The organism is Streptomyces sp. NPDC085900, from assembly GCF_044540925.1.
GTDB classification, from domain to species: domain Bacteria; phylum Actinomycetota; class Actinomycetes; order Streptomycetales; family Streptomycetaceae; genus Streptomyces; species Streptomyces gilvifuscus.
Map to the genome: position 1 here is coordinate 18,744 of NZ_JBITSP010000015.1, position 17,023 is coordinate 35,766.

The 17,023-nt window shown below is 69.3% G+C and carries 16 protein-coding genes; 9 read left to right on the top strand and 7 right to left on the bottom strand.

The annotated features are described in order from the left end of the window. Window positions 1-143 precede the first annotated feature (143 nt). The 9 genes from rpmH to ACIGDI_RS37410 all read left to right on the top strand — a co-directional run bounded on the left by rpmH (window position 144) and on the right by ACIGDI_RS37410 (window position 7,086). Window positions 144-281, top strand: coding sequence for a 50S ribosomal protein L34 (rpmH, locus tag ACIGDI_RS37370; protein ID WP_015659252.1), 138 nt, complete (start codon window positions 144-146; stop codon window positions 279-281). Window positions 282-302: 21 nt separating this feature from the next. Next, complete coding sequence (rnpA, locus tag ACIGDI_RS37375) at window positions 303-674, top strand: ribonuclease P protein component (RefSeq protein WP_399906464.1); 372 nt, start codon at window positions 303-305, stop codon at window positions 672-674. Continuing rightward, window positions 671-1,048 (top strand): membrane protein insertion efficiency factor YidD, encoded by a 378-nt coding sequence (yidD, locus tag ACIGDI_RS37380; protein WP_200703098.1) that lies wholly within the window; start codon window positions 671-673, stop codon window positions 1,046-1,048. The genes rnpA and yidD overlap by 4 nt, the downstream gene beginning before the upstream one ends. A 3-nt stretch (window positions 1,049-1,051) precedes the next feature. Then, window positions 1,052-2,344: a membrane protein insertase YidC gene (gene yidC / locus ACIGDI_RS37385; protein ID WP_399906467.1), complete on the top strand. Its 1,293-nt coding sequence runs from the start codon at window positions 1,052-1,054 to the stop codon at window positions 2,342-2,344. A gap of 15 nt (window positions 2,345-2,359) precedes the next feature. Beyond that, window positions 2,360-2,872, top strand: a complete 513-nt coding sequence (locus ACIGDI_RS37390; protein WP_200703096.1) for a R3H domain-containing nucleic acid-binding protein — start codon at window positions 2,360-2,362, stop codon at window positions 2,870-2,872. A gap of 119 nt (window positions 2,873-2,991) precedes the next feature. Next, window positions 2,992-3,708 (top strand): 16S rRNA (guanine(527)-N(7))-methyltransferase RsmG, encoded by a 717-nt coding sequence (gene rsmG, locus ACIGDI_RS37395; protein ID WP_200703095.1) that lies wholly within the window; start codon window positions 2,992-2,994, stop codon window positions 3,706-3,708. A gap of 265 nt (window positions 3,709-3,973) precedes the next feature. After that, window positions 3,974-5,047: a ParA family protein gene (locus ACIGDI_RS37400; protein ID WP_399906754.1), complete on the top strand. Its 1,074-nt coding sequence runs from the start codon at window positions 3,974-3,976 to the stop codon at window positions 5,045-5,047. Beyond that, window positions 5,044-6,144 (top strand): ParB/RepB/Spo0J family partition protein, encoded by a 1,101-nt coding sequence (locus ACIGDI_RS37405; RefSeq protein WP_399906470.1) that lies wholly within the window; start codon window positions 5,044-5,046, stop codon window positions 6,142-6,144. The genes ACIGDI_RS37400 and ACIGDI_RS37405 overlap by 4 nt, the downstream gene beginning before the upstream one ends. 324 nt (window positions 6,145-6,468) lie before the next feature. Next, entirely contained in the window at window positions 6,469-7,086 is a 618-nt protein-coding gene (locus ACIGDI_RS37410) for a GNAT family N-acetyltransferase (protein ID WP_390628556.1), read from the top strand. Between the two features lie 66 nt (window positions 7,087-7,152). On the opposite strand, the gene trxA is transcribed toward ACIGDI_RS37410, so the two are convergent. From trxA to ACIGDI_RS37445, 7 genes are all read right to left on the bottom strand, one after another. Then, a complete protein-coding gene (gene trxA, locus ACIGDI_RS37415) occupies window positions 7,153-7,482 on the bottom strand; it encodes a thioredoxin (protein ID WP_058924306.1) in 330 nt (109 codons plus the stop codon). Between the two features lie 48 nt (window positions 7,483-7,530). Continuing rightward, complete coding sequence (trxB, locus tag ACIGDI_RS37420; RefSeq protein ID WP_399906474.1) at window positions 7,531-8,499, bottom strand: thioredoxin-disulfide reductase; 969 nt, start codon at window positions 8,497-8,499, stop codon at window positions 7,531-7,533. A 192-nt stretch (window positions 8,500-8,691) separates the two neighbouring features. Continuing rightward, window positions 8,692-9,615, bottom strand: coding sequence for an anti-sigma factor family protein (locus tag ACIGDI_RS37425; RefSeq protein ID WP_399906477.1), 924 nt, complete (start codon window positions 9,613-9,615; stop codon window positions 8,692-8,694). After that, a complete protein-coding gene (gene sigM, locus ACIGDI_RS37430) occupies window positions 9,612-10,337 on the bottom strand; it encodes an RNA polymerase sigma factor SigM (RefSeq protein ID WP_399906479.1) in 726 nt (241 codons plus the stop codon). The genes ACIGDI_RS37425 and sigM overlap by 4 nt, the downstream gene beginning before the upstream one ends. Before the next feature lie 23 nt (window positions 10,338-10,360). Next, window positions 10,361-12,082: a serine/threonine protein kinase gene (locus ACIGDI_RS37435; RefSeq protein ID WP_399906482.1), complete on the bottom strand. Its 1,722-nt coding sequence runs from the start codon at window positions 12,080-12,082 to the stop codon at window positions 10,361-10,363. A 138-nt stretch (window positions 12,083-12,220) separates the two neighbouring features. Next, the gene (gene murJ, locus ACIGDI_RS37440) at window positions 12,221-14,530 is read right to left on the bottom strand and encodes a murein biosynthesis integral membrane protein MurJ (protein ID WP_399906484.1); all 2,310 of its coding nucleotides are present in this window, start codon (window positions 14,528-14,530) and stop codon (window positions 12,221-12,223) included. Between the two features lie 45 nt (window positions 14,531-14,575). After that, on the bottom strand, window positions 14,576-16,963 hold the full coding sequence (locus ACIGDI_RS37445; RefSeq protein WP_399906487.1) for a DUF6049 family protein: 2,388 nt from the start codon (window positions 16,961-16,963) through the stop codon (window positions 14,576-14,578). Window positions 16,964-17,023: the final 60 nt, after the last annotated feature.

The following is a 17,023-nucleotide window of genomic DNA, read 5'->3' on the forward strand; positions in this document are numbered from 1 at the left end:
CTGCCGCCTGCCTCCGAAGGGCACAGATCGCGTCAGGTGATCGGGAAGCGGTGCACTCGGGCGTAACTGCGAGCTACTCGTGGGCGCACGGTGACAGCCAGCACGGCACCCGCAACCACCGATTTGATTTCTGGAGCCCCCGAGTGAGCAAGCGCACCTTCCAGCCGAACAACCGTCGTCGCGCCAAGACCCACGGCTTCCGTCTGCGGATGCGGACCCGTGCCGGCCGCGCGATTCTCGCGAACCGTCGTGCCAAGGGTCGCGCCAGCCTTTCCGCCTGATCCCGGTCAGGTCATGCCGTCGTGCTGCCCACCGAGAACCGGCTGAGGCGGCGCGAGGACTTCGCGACCGCGGTACGACGAGGGCGCCGGGCCGGACGCCCGTCCCTCGTCGTCCATCTTCGTAGCGGTGCCATGGACCCGCACGCGCCTGGGGAGAGCGCTCCCCCGACGCGTGCGGGTTTCGTCGTGAGCAAGGCCGTGGGTGGTGCGGTCGTACGCAACAAGGTCAAGCGCAGACTGCGTCATCTGATGCGCGAGCGGGTGGCTCTCCTGCCCCCCGGTAGCCTGGTAGTCGTACGAGCGTTGCCCGGCGCGGGCGATGCCGACCATGCACAACTGGCCCAAGACCTGGATGCCGCCATCGAGCGGCTGCTGGGAGGGGGCGCGCGATGAAGTACCCACTGCTGGCTCTGATCAAGCTGTACCAGTGGACGATCAGTCCGCTGCTCGGGCCGGTGTGCAAGTACTACCCGTCGTGTTCCCACTACGGCTACACGGCCATCGACCGGCACGGCGCGATCAAGGGCACGGCGCTCACCGCCTGGCGCATCCTGCGGTGCAATCCGTGGTCGCTGGGCGGTGTGGACCATGTACCGCCCCGCAAGCGCCCGCGATGGCACGAAATGCTGCGTGACGCGTGGCGTGAACGCAGGGGCGGGTCCTCCGCCGCCGCAACGGCCCCCGAAGAGAATCCTGTTTCGAGCACCGAAGAGAATCCTCCTTCGAGCCCGGCCGCAGAGACCTCGTCCCATGCCCAAGGAGCATGATTAGTGGACACGATTGCCAGCCTCTTCAGCTTCATCACGACACCCGTCTCATGGGTCATCGTCCAGTTCCACTCCGTGTACGGGAAGATCTTCGGCCCCGACACGGGCTGGGCCTGGGGCCTGTCCATCGTGTCCCTGGTGATCCTGATCCGGATCTGCCTGATCCCGCTCTTCGTGAAGCAGATCAAGGCCACTCGGGCGATGCAGACGCTCCAGCCCGAGATGAAGAAGATCCAGGAGCGCTACAAGAACGACAAGCAGCGTCAGTCCGAAGAGATGATGAAGCTGTACAAGGAGACGGGCACCAACCCGCTCTCCTCGTGCCTTCCCATCCTGGCGCAGTCGCCGTTCTTCTTCGCCCTGTACCACGTGCTCAACGGCATCGCGACGGGCTCCACGATCGGCGTCATCAACGAGTCGCTGCTCGCCAGCGCCCGTAAGGCGCACATCTTCGGCGCCCCGCTGGCGGCGAAGTTCACCGACAGCTCGGCGAAGGTGGAGTCCCTCGGCGCCACCCTCACCGACGTCCGGGTCGTCACCGCGATCATGATCGTCATGATGTCGGCGTCGCAGTTCTACACGCAGCGCCAGCTGATGACGAAGAACGTCGACACCACGGTCAAGACGCCGTTCATGCAGCAGCAGAAGATGCTGATGTACGTCTTCCCGGTCATGTTCGCCGTCTTCGGCATCAACTTCCCGGTCGGTGTCCTCGTCTACTGGCTGACCACCAACGTGTGGACCATGGGCCAGCAGATGTACGTCATCCACAACAACCCGACCCCGGGTTCCAAGGCTCAGGCCGCCTACCTGGACCGTCTGACCAAGCACGTCACCCAGCACGGCAAGGTCCGCCGGCGCAGCGAGAAGACCATCGTGAAGGCGATCGTCGCCAAGGGCCGCGACCGCAACGAGTTCGAGCGCAAGTTCATCAACGGTCTCAACAAGGCGGGCCTCGCCGCCCAGGCCGACGGCACCGTGGTGAAGAGCGACGCCGTCGTGGCCACGCAGACCGAGGACGGTACGCCGGCCACCGGCACCGCCGCCCCCAAGCGCCAGCAGCCCAAGCGCCAGACCAAGGCCCAGCGTCAGTCCGGCCCGACCAAGCCGGGCGAGTCCGGACCGACCACGTCGCTGAGCAAGTCCGACGAGCCCGAGGACGCCAAGCCCGAGGATGCCAAGCCTGCCTCCGCTGCCAAGAAGGCCGCCTCGCAGCCCGGCAGCGGCACCCGCAGCAAGGCCCAGTCCGGGCAGCGCAAGGGCCAGCAGCGCCCCAAGTCCCCGTCCAAGAAGTAAGAAGGAGCCCATCCCGTGACGGAAGGCACCACCTCCGCCGCTGCCGAGGGTGCAGACACCCTGACCCGCCTGGAGCAGGAGGGCGAGATCGCGGCGGACTACCTCGAGGGTCTGCTGGACATCGCCGATCTCGACGGCGACATCGACATGGACGTCGAGGCCGATCGCGCCGCTGTCTCGATCGTCAGCGACACGGGGAGCCGAGACCTGCAGAAGCTGGTCGGCCGTGATGGTGAGGTGCTGGAGGCGCTCCAGGAGCTCACGCGCCTGGCCGTGCACCGGGAGACCGGTGACCGCAGCCGTCTGATGCTGGACATCGCCGGCTACCGCGCCCAGAAGCGCGCCGAGCTCTCCGAGCTGGGCGCCAAGGCCGCGTCCGAGGTCAAGAACACCGGTGAGCCGGTGAAGATGAAGCCGATGACGCCGTTCGAGCGCAAGGTCGTGCACGACGCGGTCAAGGCCGCGGGCCTGCGCAGCGAGTCCGAGGGCGAAGAGCCGCAGCGCTTCGTCGTCGTGCTTCCCGCCTGATCGGATCCATACGTTCCTCCGGCCCCGTCTGTAGCGCAGACGGGGCCGGACTTTGTCAGCCTGGTAGTTCTGGTGGCCGGCGCGGTGATGCGCCGATGCGGTACGGAAGGACGGTCCCCGTGACGGAGGCAGCGGAGCTCCCCCCTGCGCCCGAGCAGGCGCGTGAGGTGTTCGGTGAGCGCTTCGCGGACGCGGTTCGCTACGCGGAGCTGCTCGCCGAGGCGGGTGTGCAGCGCGGTCTCATCGGGCCACGCGAAGTGCCCCGCCTGTGGGAGCGGCACCTGCTGAACTGCGCCGTGCTCTCGGAGGTCGTGCCCGAGGGCGTGACCGTGTGCGACGTGGGCTCGGGCGCAGGTCTGCCCGGTATCCCGTTGGCGCTCGTCCGTGAGGACCTGAAGATCACGCTGCTGGAGCCCCTGCTGCGGCGCACGAACTTCCTCACCGAGGTCGTGGAGCTGCTGGGCCTGGACCATGTGACGGTCATGCGGGGCCGGGCCGAGGAGGTCATGGGCAAGCTGCCGGCGGTGCACGTCGTGACCGCACGGGCCGTGGCGCCGCTGGACCGGCTGGCCGCGTGGGGCATTCCGCTGCTGCGTCCTTACGGGGAGATGCTGGCCCTCAAGGGGGACACGGCCGAGGAGGAGCTGAAGGCAGCCGCCACGGCCCTGAGCAAGCTCGGTGCCGTGGAGACGTCGATCCTGCACGTCGGTGAGGGCGTGGTCGATCCCCTGTCCACCGTGGTGCGGGTGGAGGTCGGCGAGAGCCCGGGCGGTGTGCGCTTCGCGGCCAAGCGAGCCAAGGCGGCCCGCACGGGCAGGACTCGCCGGCGTCGGTGACCCGTCCTGACGACGAGACTTACTCCACACAAGCTGCCAAACCTATGCATCCCGGAGTGTCGCGACAGTTCGATCGCCGCTGCGCTGCATCGTGTTTCACGTGAAACGTCGCTCACTGCTGCACGGCATCATCAGCCGGGGCCGCGCTGCGGCCGAACCCCGCGACCGCAGGCCTCTCGGTTCACTCGATGAGGGAACCGAGTTGTCCACAGAGGTGGATTTCTCCACAGAACCCCAGGCCTCACTGGTTCACGACCCCGAAGGCATGGGAGGCTCTGTTCATTGCGAGCCTGAAGTCGAGGAGAGTGAATCCTTGCGGTCCGACGCCAACATCGCGGGACCGATGACCGATCCGGTCCCCGGTCCCCGTACCGAGTCGATGGGGGAGGATGTTTCACGTGAAACACCGCCCCCGATGGACGACACTCCGATCGGTCGTGCTGCCCAACTGGCCGTGGAAGCCCTGAGCCGCGCAGGCGAGGGCCTGCCGCGGCCCGAGCAGACCCGCGTCATCGTGGTCGCCAACCAGAAGGGTGGCGTGGGTAAGACGACGACGACGGTCAACCTCGCGGCTTCGCTGGCCGTCCACGGAGGCCGGGTCCTCGTGATCGACCTCGACCCGCAGGGCAACGCGTCCACGGCCCTGGGGATCGACCACCACGCCGAAGTGCCGTCCATCTACGACGTTCTGATCGACAGCAAGCCCTTGTCCGACGTCGTTCAGCCCGTCCCGGATGTCGAGGGACTCTTCTGCGCGCCCGCCACGATCGATCTCGCCGGTGCGGAGATCGAACTGGTGTCGCTGGTGGCACGTGAGAGCAGACTCCAGCGTGCGATCCAGGCCTACGAGCACCCACTGGACTACATCCTCATCGACTGCCCGCCCTCGCTCGGTCTGCTGACGGTCAACGCCTTGGTCGCCGGTGCGGAGGTCCTCATCCCGATCCAGTGCGAGTACTACGCGCTGGAGGGTCTGGGCCAGCTGCTGCGCAACGTCGACCTGGTGCGGGGGCACCTCAACCCCGCCCTGCACGTATCGACGATCCTGCTCACCATGTACGACGGCCGGACGCGACTCGCGTCGCAGGTCGCGGAAGAGGTGCGCACCCACTTCGGCGACGAGGTGCTGCGGACGAGCATTCCCCGCTCGGTCCGTATCTCCGAGGCGCCGAGCTATGGACAGACGGTGCTGACCTACGATCCGGGGTCCAGCGGTGCGTTGTCCTATCTTGAGGCGGCACGAGAAATCGCGCTGAAGGGTGTCGGCGTCAGTTACGACCCGACGCAGGCCCATATCGGCGCCCAGAGCAACCCGAGCATGGTGGAGGGTATTCAGTGAGCGAGCGACGGAGGGGTTTGGGCCGTGGACTCGGCGCACTGATCCCCGCTGCCCCGACGGAGAAGACGCCGGCATCGGCCGCGGTGGGAGGCGCGAGTGCCGCGTCCCCGTCGTCGGTCCCGGTGCTGACGACCGACCGCGGAGTGGCCGCGGCGAAGGTGACAACGCTGCCGCCGGTTTCACATGAAACCGAGGTGCCGTCGCAGAACAACGGCGAGGAGATTCCTGCGGCCCCCATGGGCGCTCACTTCGCGGAGCTCCCCCTCGACTCCATCACCCCGAACCCGCGCCAGCCCCGTGAGGTCTTCGACGAGGACGCGCTGCAGGAACTGGTGACCTCCATTCAGGAGGTCGGCCTTCTCCAGCCGGTCGTCGTACGTCAGGTCGGCCCCTCGCGCTACGAGCTCATCATGGGTGAGCGGCGCTGGCGGGCCAGCCGTGAGGCGGGCCTGGACGCGATCCCGGCGATCGTGCGGGCCACGGACGACGACAAGCTCCTCCTGGACGCCCTCCTGGAGAACCTGCATCGTGCGCAGTTGAACCCGCTGGAAGAGGCCGCCGCCTACGACCAGCTCCTGAAGGACTTCAACTGCACCCACGACCAGCTGGCCGACCGCATCGGCCGGTCTCGCCCGCAGGTGTCCAACACGCTGCGCCTGCTGAAGCTTTCGCCGGCCGTGCAGCGCCGGGTGGCGGCCGGGGTGCTGTCGGCCGGTCATGCACGGGCCCTGCTCTCCGTCGATGACTCGGAGGAACAGGACCGGCTGGCCCACCGCATCGTCGCGGAGGGGCTCTCGGTCCGGGCCGTCGAGGAGATCGTGACCCTGATGGGTTCGCGGCCGCAGAGCGCTCAGCGCGCCAAGGGGCCACGAGCCGGCACCCGGGTCTCCCCGGCGCTGACGGACCTCGCCACCCGGCTCTCGGACCGTTTCGAGACCCGGGTGAAGGTCGACCTGGGGCAGAAGAAGGGCAAGATCACCGTCGAGTTCGCGTCCATGGAGGACCTGGAGCGAATCCTCGGCACCCTCGCTCCCGGAGAGGGACCGGTGCTTCAGCACGGTCTCCACGACGGCGACTCCCAGGAGTCCGAGGCGTAAGAGTGTGGCCGCCGCCCCCTCTGTGGGCCGGTGACCGGCCAGGCGGGCCGTGTCCGGTGTGTACCGGAACACGGCCCGCTCTTTGCTTTCAGTCGGTATCGATGGAATCGCATCGTGGATACGATGCGATCGGGTGTGGCACATCCGCCAGGCAACCTCTGAGGGGAGGCAGGGGCCCATGGGAACGGTGAGCCGGACCGGATTGATGAGCGCGGCCCTGGGGCTGGGGGCGGTCGGCGGCTTCGTCGGCAGCCTGCTGAGGGAACGGAGCTCTCTGACAGCCGCTCGCGGCGCCGCGAGCGAAGGAAGCGAGGAACAGCCTTCATGGGGCGTCGGCTCGTACCGCTCACGCTGGACAACCTTCAGGACCTTCCCAACCGCTGCCGGTCGTGCGTCTTCTGGGAGCTCGACCCAGTCAGCGGAGAGGCCGCGGTAAGGGCCGGCACGGCCGCCCTGGAGAAGGAAGCGTGGATCTCCGCCGTCCTGCTGGACTGGGGATCCTGCGGCCGGGTCGTCTACGTCGATGACGCGCCCGTGGGCTTTGTGCTCTACGCCCCGCCCGCCTACGTGCCCCGCTCCACGGCCTTTCCCACCAGCCCCGTGTCACCGGACGCGGTACAGCTGATCACCTCGTCCATCATGCCGGGCTATCAGGGCCAGGGGCTGGGTCGGGTGATGGTGCAGACCGTCGCCAAGGATCTCCTGCGCCGGGGCTTCAAGGCGATCGAAGCCTTCGGGGACGCGCGGTGGAAAGAGCCCGCGTGCGTCCTGCCGGCCGACCACCTCCTGGCCGTGGGCTTCAAGACCGTGCGACCGCACCCCGTCCACCCGCGCCTGCGGCTGGAGCTGCGGACGACGCTCTCCTGGAAGGAAGACGTGGAGATGGCGCTCGACCGGCTGCTGGGGGCCGTGCAGAAGGAACCGGCTCTCCGGCCTCTCTGACCGACTCTCTTCAACGCGAAGGGGCCGACCCCGACGGGTCGGCCCCTTCATGTTTCACGTGAAACGTCACTCGGCGATGAAGTCCTCGAGGTCGCGGACGATCGCGGCCTTCGGCTTGGCGCCGACGATGGTCTTGGCGACCTCGCCACCCTGGTAGACGTTCAGCGTCGGGATGGACATGACGCCGTACTTGGCTGCCGTACCCGGGTTCTCGTCGATGTTGAGCTTGACGACCTCGATCTTGTCGCCGTACTCCTTGGCGATCGCCTCGAGCGACGGAGCGATCTGGCGGCACGGACCGCACCAGGCGGCCCAGAAGTCCACCAGGACGGGCTTGTCGCTCTTGAGGACGTCCTGCTCGAAGGAGTCGTCGGTCACGTTCTTCAGGTCGGCCACAGCGGGCGCTCCTTTTACTGGTGTGCGGTGGGGCGGGGTGGACGGGGATCAGACAGAGGTCTTCTCGGGCTCGGCCTGCTCCTCGTCCGCGAGGGCGGCGAGGAAGCGCTCGGCATCGAGAGCGGACGAGCAGCCGGTACCGGCAGCGGTGATCGCCTGGCGGTACGTGTGGTCGACGACGTCACCGGCGGCGAACACCCCGGTCAGGTTGGTGCGCGTCGAGGGGGCGGCGACCTTGAGGTAGCCCTCCTCGTCCAGGTCGAGCTGGCCCTTGAAGAGCTCGGTGCGCGGGTCGTGGCCGATCGCGATGAACAGGCCGGTGACCGCCAGGTCGCTCAGCTCGCCCGTCTTCAGGTTGCGCAGCTTCAGGCCCGACAGCTTCTGCTCGCCCTGGATCTCGGCGACCTCGCTGTCCCACACGAACTTGATCTTCGGGTCGGCGAACGCACGCTCCTGCATCGCCTTGGAGGCGCGCAGGGTGTCGCGACGGTGGACGATCGTCACGGACTTGGCGAAGCGCGAGAGGAAGGTGGCCTCCTCCATCGCGGTGTCGCCGCCGCCGATCACGGCGATGTCCTGGTCCTTGAAGAAGAAGCCGTCACAGGTGGCACACCAGGAGACACCGCGGCCGGAGAGCGTGTCCTCGTTCGGCAGACCGAGCTTGCGGTGCTGCGAACCGGTGGTGACGATGACGGCCTTCGCCTTGTGCACGGTGCCGGCGGTGTCCGTGACGGTCTTGATGTCACCGGTCAGGTCGACGGAGACGACGTCGTCCGGGATGAGCTCGGCGCCGAAGCGCTCGGCCTGGGCGCGCATGTTGTCCATGAGCTCGGGGCCCATGATGCCGTCCTGGAAGCCGGGGAAGTTCTCCACCTCGGTGGTGTTCATGAGCGCACCGCCGGCGGTGACTGCGCCCTCGAAGACCAGCGGCTTCAGCGACGCCCGCGCGGTGTAGAGCGCCGCCGTGTAGCCGGCGGGCCCGGAGCCGATGATGATCACGTTACGGACGTCGCTCACGGCTTGATTCCTCGTCTCTGGACTGCGTCGTCTGACCGGAGGGAGCCCCTCTCGAAGCTCTCACCCCACCCAACGGATCCTAAGGGGCGCGCATTCCCGCTGTGTCCGGGCACACGCAGCACGGAGCCGTGGTGTGCTCCGGACACGCCTCCGTACCGGCTGCCACGCGGGGCGGAGCCGAAGCGTCGGCCTCTACGGCTTGGTGTAGGAGTGCGTCAGCAGAACCTTGGCCTTGGCCGAGGACGGGTGGGTCACGCAGGACGTCTCCACGAGGTACGCGTTCACCCTGTTGCTGTCGGACGGGTCGGGGAGCACCACCAGCAGGACGTCGGTCCCCTTGTAGACGCCCTCCTCGGTGGCCAGCGCGGCGTCGTTGCGTCCGATCCCCCTCAGGACGCAGGAGGGCACCGTGAGTGCCCGATCCAGCTTCGGTGACACGATGCTGGGACCGCCCTGGATACCGACGCTGTTGTGCGGGGCGACGGAACCCCGCCCGGACTTCTGCCCCTTGGCGAGAAGGTCCGAGACCTGCTGCCCCAGCTTCTTGTCGGAGAAGGTGTCCGCCGCGGCGGTCTGCCGACCGCTTTCCCCGCTGGGTTTGCCGTCGTCGAAGGTCGCGACCAGGACCGAACCGAGCCCGAGAGCGGCGACGGCGAAGACGCCGCCGAGGACGGCGATCCTGCGACGCCCGCCTCGGTTGCGGTCCTTGCGGCCCGGCCCGGTCGACGACGAGCGCGCGTGGCCGGACGGGCGGTCGGCAGCCACCGATGTTTCACGTGAAACATGAGCGCTGTCGTCGACGTCGGCATCCGAGCGGGATGCGGTGACGGGCGAGGTGAAGTCCTCCGCCGCGGGCGCCGTGGCGTTCAGCAGTGCCTCGGCAGCGAGCGCGGCATCGATGCGCCCGGCGACGTCGGCGGGCATGCGGGTCGGTCCGGGCAGGGTGCCGAGCAGCCCCCGGATCTCCTCCAGCGAGGCGTGTACGTCGGCACAGAGCTCGCACTCGTCCAGATGCCGTCGGATGTCGGCGGTCCGGGACGGCGGGAGCAGCCCCTCGGCGAGGTCGGAGATCTCGGCGACGTCCGGGTGCCCGGCCATGTCCGTCGTGGATGTCACGCTCGCCCACCTCCGCCCTTCACAGCAGCTGGATCGCTCGGCCCGGTATCACGGGGGCCGACAGTCGGCGGTCCCGCTGCCGGTGGGACGGATGTCCCCTGAGTCCGGTTCCGCTCCACACCCGTTTCCTTTCCGCCACCGGCGCTTTCCGGTCGCAGATGGGTGAGGAGCGGCAGGAGTCTGGCTCGGCCGCGGGCGCAGCGGCTCTTCACCGTGCCGGTGGGGACGTCGAGGACACGGGCGGCCTCGGCGACGGGGTATCCCTGCATGTCCACGAGAACGAGGGCGGCACGCTGGTCGGGCGGCAGAGTGCCGAGGGCCTCCAGCAGCTGACGGTGCAGATCGTTGCGTTCGGCCGGTGCCGAGGCCTCCTCGTGCGGCTCCAGCAGCTGCTCCAGCCGCTCGGTGTCGTCAACGGGGGAGGTCTTGCGGGAGGCCGCCTTCCGGGCGCGGTCGAGGCAGGCGTTCACCGTGATCCGGTGCAGCCAGGTCGTGACGGCCGACTGGCCGCGGAAGGTGTGGGCGGCCCGGTAGGCGGAGACGAGGGCGTCCTGGACGGCGTCAGCGGCCTCCTCGCGGTCGCCCAGCGTTCGCAGGGCGACCGCCCAGAGACGGTCACGATGCCGCCGTACGAGCTCACCGAAGGCGTCCGGGTCGCCATTCACATGGCGGGCCAGGAGATCCTGATCGCTCGCGTCGCCGTATGCGGTGTCATCTGCCATCGGACCCCCTCCCCCTGGACTGCTCAGCCGGTGAACTTGAGGTCTGTTATGGCCTGCTTGTAACCCGCGCTGCTGTAGTTGTCGCCCTGCGCGTACGGCAGCGCGGTGAACCACACCAGCACGTACCGGCTCTTCACCGGCTTGGCGACCGTCACCTTGGCGGTGGTGGCCGTGGTCTTCACCGATCCCAGTTTCTTCATCTGGGTGAGCGGAACCGACGAGCTCATCGAATCCGTGGCGTACAGCGTGACCGTCGTGTGGTCCCCGCCGAACAGAAGCCCTATCGACGCGCCCGAGACCTCCTGCTCCGAGCCGAGGTCGTAGACGATGCCGACGCCCGGCTTGAAGACCGGGTTCATGTCCGGGCCGTCCTTGTAGCTGGCGGTGCGCCAGTACGTGGAGCTGTCGCTGTCGTACGTCTTCCCGACGTCGCCCGGGTGCTGGGCGTCGCCCTTGGCGACGTACTCCTGAGCGCTCTGGATCTTGAGCGTCCTGACCGGCTTGGCCTTGCCGCTGTTCTTGTCGTTCCCGTCCGTCGTCTGCGTCTTGTTGGTGTCGTCGTTCTTGCTGCCGTTGTCCATGAGGACTTCGGCCAGCTGCCAACTGCCAAGACCCAGTGCGGCGATGAGGAGGGCCGAGACAGCCCACTTCAGTGCCTTGCCGGTGCGGCTCTGCAGGGGCGCCGGGGGAGTCGGGACGGGCTGGGTGGCTCCGGGGTGGGGTGCCGGCCGACCGTAGGTGCCCTGCTGGTACGTCGTGCGCTGGTACTCCGGCGGTGCGGTGAACGTCGGCTCCGGCGGGCGGATGCGGGGCATCTCGCCGATCGCCTTCACCAGTTCCTCCGGCGTCGTGCACGCGGACTCGTGCCGGGAGGCGGTCGCCCCGTCGTTGGCGAGGGCCCGCATGGAGAGCTCGGACAGGCCGCGGTGGACACCGGCCCGCACCTGGTCGGGCGCGATCAGGCCGACGTCCTTGGGCAGCCCGGCCAGACCGTAGGCGTCGCTCTCGTACGGCCAGCGCTGGGTGAGCGCCGCGTACAGCAGCGCGCCGATGGCCTCGGTGTCGGTGCGCTGCGGGGTCTCGGAACTGATGCCGCGCAGGCCGGCGTTGACGGCGAGGCCGCGGATGCGCCACTGGCCGCTCGACGTCCGCAGCACGGCGTTGGGGTTCAGGCGCAGATGCGCCAGGCCCTCACGGTGCGCCGCGGCCATGGCGGCGGCGATCTGGCTGACCATCTGGTAGGCGTCGTACGGCTCCAGCGGCCCGGAGGCCAGGAGCGCGGTCATCTCGGTGGCGTCGGGCAGCCACTCGTGGACGACGTAGACGAGGTCGTTCTCCTCGACGGCGTCGAGGACCTGGACGAAGCGCGGGTCGCCGAGGAGTGCCGCGGAACGGGCGGCGGCGAGGACGGAACGCGCCCGCGCGTGGTCCGCGGGCAGGATGTGAACGCCGACGGCGCGACGCAGTTTCTCGTCGACGGCCCGCCAACTGCTGAATCCGTCCAGACGGGTGACGCACTCCTCGAGCCGGTACCGTCTGGCGAGCTTGTGCCCGCTGTGCAGCTCGGGCGTTGAGGCCTTCCCGGAACCTTCGGTCCCGCCACTCCCCTGTGCCTCGTCGATGTCCGTGTCCCGCTCCCGGTTCTGGGCCACCCCGTCGGCCGTGGACTGGTCCGCCTCCGCGGTCAGCGGCTCATCGCCGCTGTTGTCTGCCACGTCGACGGCAGCCGTGCTCCGTTCCGCCACCGTCGTCCCTGCCTCCCCATCCATCGCGCGCCGACCGACTTCCGTGCGCGCCGTCCGACGCCGAAACCAATTGTGCCCACAGTCCGCCGCTATGCACGACACGCGGTGGCGGACGATGGTTGTGCGCGTACCCCCGCGTCAGCGCCCCAGACGCCCGCGGACCATGCCGACCAGTGAGTTCAGTTCCTCGATACGCATCTTGCGGGCGGCGACGAAGAAGACTCCGAGGAGTACCGCCCCGCCGACCAGCATCGCCGCGAAGGATCCGACGACGCCCTGGCCGAGCGTGGTGCCGATCCCGTAGCAGGCCACGCCGCTGAGGGCGGCGGCCGGCACCGAGGCGATGCAGAGCCTGGCGTACGTCCGCAGCACACGGGCGCCGTCCAGGTCGCCGCCCAGGCGCTTGCGCAGCCGGTTCCAGGCCACGCCGACGCCGATCGCGTAGGCGAGGCCGTACGCGGCTGCCATGCCTGCCACGGCCCAGCGGGCCGGCAGCAGGAAGTAACACAGCGCCGAGGCACTCGCGTTGACCGCGGCCACGATGACCGTGTTGTAGAAGGGCGTCCGGGTGTCCTCGTAGGCGTAGAAGGCGCGCAGGACGACGTACTGCACCGAGTACGGGATCAGGCCGAGGCCGAAAGCCATCAGCATGTAGCCCATGTTGGTGGCGGCGCCGGTGCCCGAGGTGCCGAAGATGAGCGTGCACATCGGGATGCCGAGGGCGAGGAAGCCGAAGGCGATCGGCACGATGGCCACGGCCGTGGTGCGCAGGCCCTGGGAGATGTCGTCGCGGACCGCGCCGCTGTCGCCCTCGGCGGCCGAACGCGAGATGCGTGGCAGCAGCGCCGCCATCAGGGAGACGGTGATGATCGCCTGCGGCAGGCCCCAGATCAGCTGGGCGTTGGCGTAGGCGCTGAAGCCGGTGCCGGCGATGTTCGTGTCCTTGACGGCCGCCGTCGCCAGCTGAGTGACGACGAGGGCGCCCGCCTGGTTCGCGAGGACGAACAGCACCGTCCACTTGGCGAGCATCGCGGCCTTGCCGAGGCCGTGGCCCTTCCAGTCGAAGCGCAGGCGCAGCCGGAACCCGGTCTCGCGCAGGTAGGGAATCATCGCCAGGGCCTGGACGACCAGCCCGAGGAGAACACCGATGCCGAGGAGCCGCTGGCCCTCCGGCGGGATGCTCGTGACCGTGATGTGCGAGTGCGCCGACGTGCCGTAGACCCACAGGAACATGCCCAGCGTCACGATGATGACGATGTTGTTCAGGACCGGGGTCCACATCATCGCGCCGAACTTGCCGCGGGCGTTGAGGATCTGGCCCATCACCACATGGATGCCCATGAAGAAGATGGAGGGCAGGAAGTAGCGGGTGAAGGTGACGGCGACCTCGTTGGCGGGCGGGTCGCCCGCGACCTTCACCGACAGCACCCGCACGAGCACCGGCGCGGCGAGGACCGCGACCGCGGTGAGCGCCGCGAGAGCGACGATCACCAGGGTGAGCAGCCGGTTGGCGAAGGCCTCGCCGCCGTCGTCGTCCTCCTTCATGGCCCGCACGAGCTGAGGCACGAAGACGGAGTTGAGACCGCCGCCGACGGTGAGGATGTAGATCATGGTCGGCAGCTGGTAGGCGACCTGGAAGGTGTCACCGAGAAGTGCCGTGCCCAGCGCGGAGACGATCAGCGCCGAGCGGACGAAGCCGGTGAGGCGGGAGACCATCGTGCCCGCCGCCATCACGGCGCTCGACTTGAGCAGTCCGCCGGCCTTCCCGCCCTTCTTCGCGGCAGGGGCGGGGGCCTCGGGGGCCGCGATGGGAGCAGCGCCCAGGTTCAGCGTCTGGTCGGCGCCGGCCGTGGCGGTGAGGTTCATCGTCTGGTCGGCCGCGGGCACGGGAGCCGTCGGCTGCGAGTACTGCGCCGCCGGGGCGGACCCACCGGGGGCGGCGGCCGGGCTCGGCACCGACGGGGGATCGGTCGGGCGGCCGCTGCCCTGCTGCTGGTCCCGGAAGAGGTGCGCGAACGCGTCCGGCTCGTGGCGCTCCTCGCCGGCCTGGGTCACCAGATCGTCGACGCCCACGTACTGGGCCGTGCGCCGGTTGTCGCCGTAGGGCAGGTACTGGGTCGGGCCGTCCGGCTCCGGCGCAGGGGTCTGGGCCCACACGTGCGGGTCCGGGGCGTACGCCGACTGCGGCGGGCGGCCGTACTGGGGCTGCTGCGGCTCGTACGTGCCGGGGGGCGGCGGGGGGTGCGCGGCGCGGTCGTAGAGGGCCTCGGCCACCGGGTCCTGGGCGGCGAGGTCCTGCTCCCGGTACGGGTCCTGGTCGTAGGCGTCCTGGAGGTACATGTCGGCGGGCGGCTGCGGCGGCACCTGTCCGGGCTCGGGCGGCGGGCCCTCGGGGTGCCCCGAGCTGCCCGCGGCCTGGCCGCGGTCACCGTCGTACGGCGCGTTCATGGTTACCCCACCTCATCGTCCCGGGCCCACCGGCCACGACATCGCTCAACGGTCCACTCTCTCACCCGTGGCCGAGGGGTCGGCGCTTTCCGCTGCGGTGTCCGGTGTCGGGTCACTCGGCTGCTGAGGGTCGCCTGCCCGGGCATCGGTACCGGACTCCTCCTTGAGACGTGCTGCGGGGCTCTCCGGGTTCTCGGGTTCCTCGTTCCCCTCGTCCGTCCCGTCCGTCTCGTCGGCGGGGCCGTTCTCCTCGGCCTGGCGGGCGGCCCGCTTGCGCTGCGTGTACATGCGGAAGCCGGCCAGGACCAGCAGGAGGAAGCCGCCGCCGATGACCAGCATGACCGTGGCCGTGAACTCGGTGACCTTGACGTCGAAGCTGACGGGGTCGCCGTACTTCCGACCGTCCTCCGTGTACAGCTGGGCGACGACCGTCGCCTGGCCGTTGGCCTTGGCGGTAGTGGTGAACTTCACCGTCTGGCTGTGGCCGCCGGAGACCGTGATGCGCTGCTCGTCGAAGGCGTAGTCGCCGATCTTGAGGCGGTTGGGGCTGGTCGAGGTGAGGCGCAGCACCAGGTGCTGGACGCCCTGCACCAGGTTGTTCCGGACGGTGACCGGGATCGTGGCGCTGCGTCCGGACAGCTTGGTGTCGGACTTCTCGATCAGTTGGACCTGACGGGTCAGCTCGCCGAGGTGGTTCTCCACACTGGTGCGGAAACTCTCCGCGGCGCTCGCGCGACCTCGCCACGAAGTGGACATGTCGCGGTTCATGGCCCGCCCGAAGGGGGTCACCACGCGCGAGTCGTTGGTCAGGATCCCCTTGAAGTTGTCGAGGGTGTCCTGTGTTCGCGCGATCTGCTCGAAGGCGGAACGCGGCAGCTCCTGCCGGCGCAGCGAGGAAGGATAGGCGGAGGCCGACGGCAGCCTGGTGGTGGCGCCCGGATCCGGCTTGGCCTTGGCGGCCGCGGAGAGCTTCTGGGTCTGCGACCAGTTCCCGCTCTGCAGGGCCGACAGCGCGTCCGCCATCGTCTGCGCCTGGGACGTGGTGGGCATGCGCTGGGGTGCGACGACGATGCTGCGCTGCTTGTCCGTCTGGGTGTTGAGCGCCAGGCTCTGGGCCAGGAACCGCTGTACGGCGAGGGTGGAGGAGGAGGCCTTCGTCAGATCGCCCTGGAAGGCCGTCGACAGCCGGGCGTCCGCGACGACCGCCGTGGTGCCGCCGCCGATCGGACGGGCCGCGGAGGGCGTGTAGGACAGACCGCCGGTCTCCTGGAGGCTGTCGCTGCGGACGATCACCTTGTCGGCACCGGCGGAGGTGGCGACCTTGACGATCGACGGGTCGACGGCACCGTCCACGGGCCAGGCGAAGTCTGTGGCGGGCGTCACATGCAGCACGGTCCTGACCGTCGTGGCCGCCACGTCGGTGGCCTCGTTCAGGTGGTTCAGGGAGCCGGTGACGCCCGTGCCGTTGTGCGCCAGGGACGCGAGGTCCGGGTCGGCGAAGGGCAGAGCGACGACCTCCTGGTCCGCCACCGCCTTCTGCAGCTCGTCGAGCCACCGCTTGGCGACCGCCTGGTGGGTCCCGACCGTGGTGGTCCCGTCCTCGTTCTTGATCTTGTAGCTGCGCGCCATCGCGTCGACGGAGGCGATCAGGTCGGGGTCGAGCACCCAAGTGACGTCGAGACCCTCACCGAGGGTCAGCATCTCGTCCAGGCGGCCGCCGGGGGAGATCTCCTTGGCGAGGTCGTCGTCGAGGAAGACCGGCGTCTGCTGGTCGTTCGGTCCCGTCTCGGCGGTCAGGTGGACGGTGGAGACGAGCGGCCAGAGGAAGGTCGTCTTCGTCTTCGTGTCCGCCGCCTCGGCCTGCCAGGGGAGGAAGGTCCGCTGGACGCCGAGGGTCTGGACCCAGGGCTGTGCCGCGGTCTGCCCGGACAGCGCGACGGCGAACTGGTAGATCCCGTCACCGCCGAGGTCGAGCTTGTCGACCGGCACCGAGATGCTGAAGTGCTCGGCGACCCCCGGAGTGAGCTTGGCGAACTTCTCGGCGTACTTGCCGCCGACCTCCGCGCCGCTCGCGCCCGGGACGCTGTCACTGCTGCGGGCGATGTCGTCGATGCCCGAGCGGGTGCTGACCTCGGGGCCCACCCGCAGCCCCACGTGGGCGCCGGTGACGGTCTGCTTGCCGTTGTTGGTCACCGTGCCGGACACGGTCAGCGTGTCGCCGTCCGCGGGAGCGGAGGGACTGAGGGAGTCCAGGGCCACGGACACCGAGCCGGCGCCGGAGGCGTCCTGCACAGAGGCCTGCGTGGCCGCGCTCGCGGGCAGCTGCAGCAGACCGGCCAGTAGGGGCGCTCCGGCGAGCAGTGCTCCGGAGCGCCGCAGCCACCGGCGGGCAGGTGAGGGAGTGGTCCCCTGGAAGTCTGCCGCTTCGGCCACGCGCTCGCCCGTCCCTCGTCGTCGTCAGTGGTCGTCGCAATGTGCGTCCACGCATGGTAA